We start from the raw sequence: 6,781 nt of genomic DNA, 5'->3' as shown, positions 1-6,781 counted from the left end.
GGTGCCCTCGCGTTCATGCGCGGCAACAACGTCATTCCATTCCGTCAAGCGTAAAACCACGTGCCATCAAAACGGCGCTTACCGTTTACGTCTCCTGTCGTTGCTACTTCTTCCATCTCTGTCTCCTTGTTTGACAATCGGTTCGGCAGCCTTGCCCATGGCGCCAATACCAAATATGTTGTGCTTATCTATTTGATAACGTTACGATAACATTCGTATTCAGGGGTTTAAGAAGCCCATCCCCTTGGCCTCGCCGCAGACATCCTTGATGTCATCAGCGATCGTCTTTTTTTCCTATTCGAGGCGTTCAATTGGCTCGATGGAGGCGCGGAGTAGCTCACGATCTACGCCATGGGCGTCGGACAGGTGGGTGGTCCTTTCTCTTGATCGCCGGCCGTTGGCTTGATGATGGTGTTGCCGTAGAAGTCCAAGGTGAGCTCGCAGATGGGGTTCACTCGGTGGAACACGTGCGACCCTGCTTGAGGTAGTATGCGGTCATGCACCGATCGCCGGCAGACTTGCGGAGCGACCGGCGAGCTTTCGAGCTCGCGGTACGGGCCAGACGATCTGGCCAGCAGAGCATCACTTCCTGATTGAAGGTGAAGCCGTTTGCTAGCTTCTCGTCGTGGCTCAAGCCGCTACCGACATCCGAACCAATGAAGGTTTTGCCTATCTGACCGTCGTCATCGATCTCTATTCCCGCCGCGTCATTGGCTGGTCGATGCAAAGCCTTCAGACAACGGATGTCGTGTTGCAGGCGTTGCTGATGGCTGTCTGTAGGCGAGAGCCAAAGGAAAAGGTTCTGGTGTAATCGGATCACCGCACCGCAGCCAGTCTGCTAAAAAAGGGGATGTTCCCCGACGTATCAGACGCACAAAAGGCGGGCTGAACGCTAAGTTGCATTCCGTCCGCGATGGTCACGGTCGGCCATTGATCCTGCTTCTGAGCGAAGGGCAGATGAGCGACTACAACGGTAGCGCAGATGCTACATGCTTTCCCGAAAGCAAAGACGCTTCTGGCCGAAAAGCGTTATGACGCTGACTGGTTTCGAGACGCGTTGGCGCAACGCAAAGTAACAGGATGCATTCCATTGCGGGCAAACCGCAAGGTGCCAATCCCACACGATCCGACGCTCTATAAAAAACGTCACAAGATCGAAAACGTGTTTGGCAGACTTAAGGACTGGCGCAGAATTCACACCAGATACGATCGCTGCGCTCATATCTTTTTTTCAAGCATATGCATCGCAGCGACCGTCATTTTCTGGCTATGATTTAACGAGGCCTGAACCTAGCCAGCGCGCCGATCGAGATACAGTTCCATGGTGTAAGGTTCAGGCAATGCCTAGTTTGGCGATGCTGCGAGAGCTGCTGCTATTATCCGTGAATGCAGTACCGCTCCCACTCCAGCATCATCGGTCGGCGCTGCTCGAGAAGATCGGTTCGATGGTAGGCAGCTTCGACCGCATTCTTCACTGTGTGGGCCAGCGCCCTTTCGGCCAGGTCACGCGGGTAGCCGTTCTCGGATGCCCAGTCGCGAAAGCTTGATCTGAACCCGTGTGCGGTCGCATTTCGTCCAGGGGTATCGCTTTCGATATCATGATCGTGCAGAAATTTTGTCAAAGCCACGTCGGTAACTGGTTTCTTCGTCCGTGACTGGAACACCAGTCCTACTCCGTGGTCCGACTGCTTAAGCTCGTGTTTCGATTGCTCAAGCCGTCCTTCAAGAATTTCGATTGCTCGCGGCCCGAGTGGTACGCGATGAGCAGCCTTAGCCTTCATCCTAGCCGCAGGCACCGTCCAGATAGCTTGGGAGAAGTCAATCTCTTGCCATTCCATGTGCCGAAGCTCGCCGGAGCGGCAGGCGGTCAGGATGACGAGCTCCAGCATCTGACGCGTGATATTAGTTTCGCCAGCTTGCAGGACCTCTTTGAAGAAAGTCGGCAGCGATTTCCATGGCAGCGCAGGTTGGTGCTGGACCCGTTCGCGCTTGCCCGGCTGCTTGGGCAGTATCTTGTCAACGACGCCGACGGGGCTTGCAACGATAAAGCCGTTTGCAGCTGCCCAGTTCATGACGGCATCACAACGCTGCTTCACTCGCGATGCAGTCTCCGGCTTTTCCAGCCAGATAGACTTGAGGCAGGCTGCAAAGTCGGCAGGGCCGAGCTCGTTGACGCGTGTCTTTCCAATCCTCGGGAAAATGAACCTTTCAAGTGTGCTGATCCATTGATCCCTATGCTTCTTGTTACCAAAGCCTTCCGCCTTGTCAGCGTGGTGCTGGTGTGCAGCTTCGGCGAAGGTGGGAACCGTCGCAAGCCGCACAGCCTCGCGCTCCTGCTTTCGGCGAACCTCCAGGGGGTCGTTGCCGCCATCAATAGCGCCCCGCGCCTCGAAGGCCTTCGTTCTTGCCTCCCTGATTGATGTGGTCGGATAACTTCCAAGCCCCATTTCACGACGTTTACCGGTCGTGGGAGACAGAAAGCGTAAGATCCATTTACCATTGCCGGGGCTACCGCCCGGTACGAGATAAAGCCCGGTGATGGTGCCGTCCGAAACGGGTTTGTCGTCCGGTTTCAGCTTCCGGGCCTTGGCGTCGCTGAGCATGTTTCACTCTCCTTCATGCACCTCATGAAGGTTTCCTAGCCCGCCACTCAGCCCGCCACAAGAGCCGAGATTTGGTGTTACGGGATGGTACTGGATGGCATGTGGACAAGCAAAAAGAAGATTAAATAAAAAGCAATTACAATACGATATGGGATTTAATGAGTTTGGATGGGTCGTTTCAAAAAGCGGCCACCCTCTCCGCCAAGTTGTAATCACTCTCCGCCAGATTACCTGCAAATCATTGAATTTCTTTGTGAAGCCTCTGCTCACCAGCGACCCATGAGAAGTGAAAATTCCGGTAGACAATTTGCTTGTTGTCTTGCTCATAGTGCACCCACTCTCTTAAAAGTAGGGCCTCCGGCAAACCGGGTTCGGTTCAATCACGGACTTTGGTCCGCATGTGCGCGGTAGAAACAGGCTATGCTATGATAATGCTGGGAGGACGGTTGCCGACGGCTTGTTAGAGGTGTCATACGCCGTTAAAAAACTTGGCACATGGGCTGTTGAGTACTTGAGAGTGGTGACGCTGTAGTATCAGCGATCCCGGTTAGGTAAATGACGAAATTGCGCGGCGCAGTCCCTCCCGATTTATATGAGGACAAGTCATGCCCAAGATAATACCAGTCAACCATCAAAATCTTACGCGCACGGATCCGAGCAATCGTTTCGGGATAACACGAGGCATGCTGAATCGAAACCGGACACTAGTGCGAAGGCGAAGGGAGCGACAAAATGAAACTGGCTGAAGAGTGACGGGCGACGTCAGTTGCGTGGACCGCAGCAGAGCCATAGCCCTGCACAGGGGAGAGATCCCGAAATCACCCCTCGCGCGCCGAAATCGATTGACCCGCGTTCATCGATTGAGCCAATCCAGAAACGCTTGGCATCTGGGAACGGACAGTTTCTTGCGAAACCTTCTGGCTGTGGAAGCGCTCAAGAATTGTCAAGACATCGTCAATTTCTGCCGTAATGCGTCCATCATTCCAGGACAATACCGCACCGGCGATGGCGGCGATTTCTCGCAATCCCTCCAGCGTCAACCGACCTTCAATGGCCAAGGTCGTTCGTCGCATCACGATATCCGACAGGTGGACGACCATTTCATTTCGCGCGATCCAGTCGATCTCACGGGCACTATAGTCGTGCGCATCCGGGAGCCGCTTATCGTCAGAACTGGCTAAATAGGAGGAAAGAATCGAGGTGGCCGTTGTCCCGTAGCGGCAGAGCAGCTCTTCGGCGCGTTCTATCGTGACTGCGTTTCGGCTCGCGACATCGGTTGCCCAACTCTGGCGTGCCTGCCCGCTTGCCGGGAAATCCTTGCCTCCGCCAATTGCAAGATAACGGGTCGATTGGCTTCGTTGACATTCCAGGCGCCACAAGATGGTATCGGCCACCTCCTCGGCGAAACCACGAAATGTCGTCCACTTGCCGCCAACTAGCGAGATGATCGGAAATGGCCGCCTATCCTCAGGCTCTATGACGGGTGCAGAATGATCCCGGCTAATGAGCCCAGGCGCTGTTGCATCCGAGGCCGGAAGCGGGCGAATGCCGCTATAGCTGTAGACGACCTGACGACGATCAAATGTCAGCGTCGGCAGCAATATACGCACGCTCTCGAGGAAATAATCCGTCTCCTCCTCATCGCAGCGCACATTGTCTGGGTCGTTTGCTGGAATATCCGTCGAGCCGACCAATGCCAGCCCAAGATAGCTGTAAACAAGGCAGATGCGTCCATCATCCGCCTCGAAATAGATCATGTGGCCGTTGAGGCTTTTCACCAATTCGGGATGGTCGAGGAGGATGTGAGAGCCCTTTGTACCGCCGATCAGCTTCGATGGGCTGCCAAGCGCGGCATTGACGTGATCGATCCAGGGACCAGCAGCGTTGACGACGAGCTTGGGCGCAATGGTAAAGACGCTGCTATCGGCTCGTTTGTAGGTTAACCGACCATCACGACTTTCCACCAGCGTCGTGAAGTTGGCAGCCAGACTTTTTCCGTTTCCGTCAAGCCCGTCACGCACGAGTTCATAGACCAGCCGCTCAGGCCTGCTCACTTTGGCGTCATAGTAAATTCCACCCGCAACGATGGCAGACGTGACATGCGGCATTTCCCGGCGCGCCCTGCCTTTCAGAATGAGACGGTGACGCGGCATCATCCGGTCACGAGAGCCAAAGAAATCGTAGAGCCAAAGCCCTATCTTGACCAGAATGGCACCCCTGCTGCGGGGTGCGGTTTTGGAACCGAACAGTGTTCGCAAAGCGGCCCCGATCCCGCGCGTCCAAGAAAACACGGGAATGAAGGTCGGCAGCGGCTCGACGCAGTGGGGTGCATTCTTCAAAAGAAGATTGCGCTCCAGCGTGGACTGCGCGACAAGCCCGAACTCGCCGGTCTCCAGATATTTCAGGCCGCCATGGATCAGACGGGATGGCGCGGCACTGGTGCCCGAGCCGAAATCGACCTTGTCTACAATCGCGCAATTAACACCTTGAACCGACAGGTCACGGAAGAGACCTGCCCCATTGATGCCGGCGCCAATGATCAGAACGTCGATATCAGTTTCCTGAAGGGTGTCAAAGCGCGTCTCTGGATCGGGTGTCATTGTCTGTCATCCTGAATTCTATGTCGATAATTGCCGTAGTGTCAGTTCGACTCTCGCTCCTGCGTGAGGGCCCCGATTTTGGGCCACAAGGGCGCCATGGTCGTGGCGATCTCGCAGAAGAGTCGATAACGCTTTTCCATGTCGGCGCTGCGTTGTGGATCCGGCCGATAGGTTTTCGCAATGCTGGCAATATCGCGCGGGTCGCTCTGAGGATCTGCATAGATGCCGACGCCCGACCCTGCGCAAAGGGCAGCACCCCAGGCCGCGGCCTCATCGGTTTGCGTAACCGTTACCGGCATGCCCAGCACATCGGCAAACATCTGTGCGACAGCGCGATTGCGGGAAACGCCACCCGCCAGACTAGCCTTGTCGAAGACAAAACCTTCCCGAAGCGAGTCGACATGGATGCGGTGGTTGAAAGCGATCCCCTCTAGCACCGCGCGCAACAGGTCTCCCCGATCATGCCAGCCGCCAAGGCCGAAAAAGCTGGCGCTGGCGGCGGCCCCATGAGGAGAGCCGAACAGAAAAGGATGAAACAGCACGGTCGAAGGCCGGGCCATTGCCGAATCCAGTTCCGGGGCCAGATGTGCATGGATCGACGTTCCGGCCGCGGCACAATCGACCAGCTCGGCGCGGCACAGGGTTTCCAGAAACCATTCGTAATTGGCCGAAGACGCCGGTGAGATCGACATATTGTTCCAACTGCCGGGCGCAATACCGTTGCGGCAGAACCAGCGCCGATCAACTTTCGGCTCACGCGACAGTGTTTCGTTGATCGAGTATGTTCCCGCAATCAGCGCCACCGTGCCTTCCAAATAATGCCCCGCGCCAAGGGCAGACGCCATGACGTCGTGCAGACCAGCAACCACAGCCGTTTTATCCGACAGGCCGGTGCGCTGCGCCGCCTGCGACGTCACGTGTCCGACAATGCAATCGGATCTGGAAACCGGAGGTAGCGCGTGGGCAATGCCCTCCAGCCCGAAAAGACGAAGCGCAGCGTCGCTGTAATCCTGAGTGGAAACATCGGTGAAGGACGTACTGGCTTCCGTGCGGTCGGCTCCGACAATCCCGCTCAAGCAGAAGGTCAACCAGTCCTTGCAGCTCATGATATGACCGATGCGCTCGAACCGCTCCGGCTCATTGTCACGAATGAAGGCGAGCAATGCAGAGGGCGCCGATACATGCGGCACTTGCCCCGTCAGTGCCAGTGATCGCTCCGATACACCATCCGCCTCCCACCGGTTGATGACCTGCCCTGCCCGGCTATCAAGCGATATAATGGCGCGACCCAGCGGGCGGTTCTGACGGTCAGAGAGATAGATGCCATCACCGTGAGCGGTGACAGACACCGCCTTGATGTCATCGGCCGGGCGGCCACTCAGGGCGACAGCCTCGCGGATCGCATCGGCGGTCGCGCTCCAGAGTTCGTCAATGTCACGCTCGACATAATGTGGCTTCGGCATGAACTGCGTGACCCGGCGCCTGGCAACGGCAAGCTGCGTTCCGTCGCTATCGAAGATGACGGCTTTGGTGACTGTCAGACCGCTATCGATCCCAAGCAAACTCGGCATGGATGCC

Annotated in this window: 3 protein-coding genes and 3 pseudogenes; 2 read left to right on the top strand and 4 right to left on the bottom strand. The window is 56.4% G+C overall.

What is annotated here, in order from left to right; all coding sequences use genetic code 11:
• Positions 1-231 precede the first annotated feature (231 nt).
• Positions 232-366, bottom strand: a pseudogene (locus tag IFT53_RS22890) (GapR family DNA-binding domain-containing protein); the annotation flags it as partial.
• 274 nt (positions 367-640) lie between these two features.
• Here IFT53_RS22890 and IFT53_RS22885 point away from each other — a divergent pair.
• Positions 641-808 (top strand): annotated as a pseudogene (locus IFT53_RS22885) (DDE-type integrase/transposase/recombinase); the annotation flags it as partial.
• A 171-nt stretch (positions 809-979) separates the two neighbouring features.
• A pseudogene (locus IFT53_RS24020) lies at positions 980-1,273 on the top strand (transposase); the annotation flags it as partial.
• Positions 1,274-1,376: 103 nt separating this feature from the next.
• Here the strand turns inward: IFT53_RS24020 and IFT53_RS22875 are convergent.
• From IFT53_RS22875 to IFT53_RS22865, 3 genes are all read right to left on the bottom strand, one after another.
• Entirely contained in the window at positions 1,377-2,603 is a 1,227-nt protein-coding gene (locus tag IFT53_RS22875) for a tyrosine-type recombinase/integrase (RefSeq protein WP_192068268.1), read from the bottom strand.
• Between the two features lie 818 nt (positions 2,604-3,421).
• Positions 3,422-5,203, bottom strand: a complete 1,782-nt coding sequence (locus IFT53_RS22870; protein WP_192068266.1) for a glycerol-3-phosphate dehydrogenase/oxidase — start codon at positions 5,201-5,203, stop codon at positions 3,422-3,424.
• Between the two features lie 41 nt (positions 5,204-5,244).
• The gene (locus IFT53_RS22865) at positions 5,245-6,774 is read right to left on the bottom strand and encodes an FGGY-family carbohydrate kinase (protein ID WP_192068264.1); all 1,530 of its coding nucleotides are present in this window, start codon (positions 6,772-6,774) and stop codon (positions 5,245-5,247) included.
• Positions 6,775-6,781 lie beyond the last annotated feature (7 nt).

It is taken from the genome of Rhizobium sp. CFBP 13644, assembly GCF_014842165.1.
GTDB lineage: Bacteria > Pseudomonadota > Alphaproteobacteria > Rhizobiales > Rhizobiaceae > Agrobacterium > Agrobacterium tumefaciens_C.
This window is presented reverse-complemented; position numbering and strand designations above follow the sequence as displayed.

Excerpts from the sequence above, each read along its gene's own strand:
- IFT53_RS22875 (WP_192068268.1), bottom strand. The coding sequence starts at position 2,603 with ATGCTCAGCGACGCCAAGGCCCGGAAGCTGAAACCGGACGACAAACCC.
- IFT53_RS22870 (WP_192068266.1), bottom strand. The coding sequence starts at position 5,203 with ATGACACCCGATCCAGAGACGCGCTTTGACACCCTTCAGGAAACTGAT.
- IFT53_RS22865 (WP_192068264.1), bottom strand. The coding sequence starts at position 6,774 with ATGCCGAGTTTGCTTGGGATCGATAGCGGTCTGACAGTCACCAAAGCC.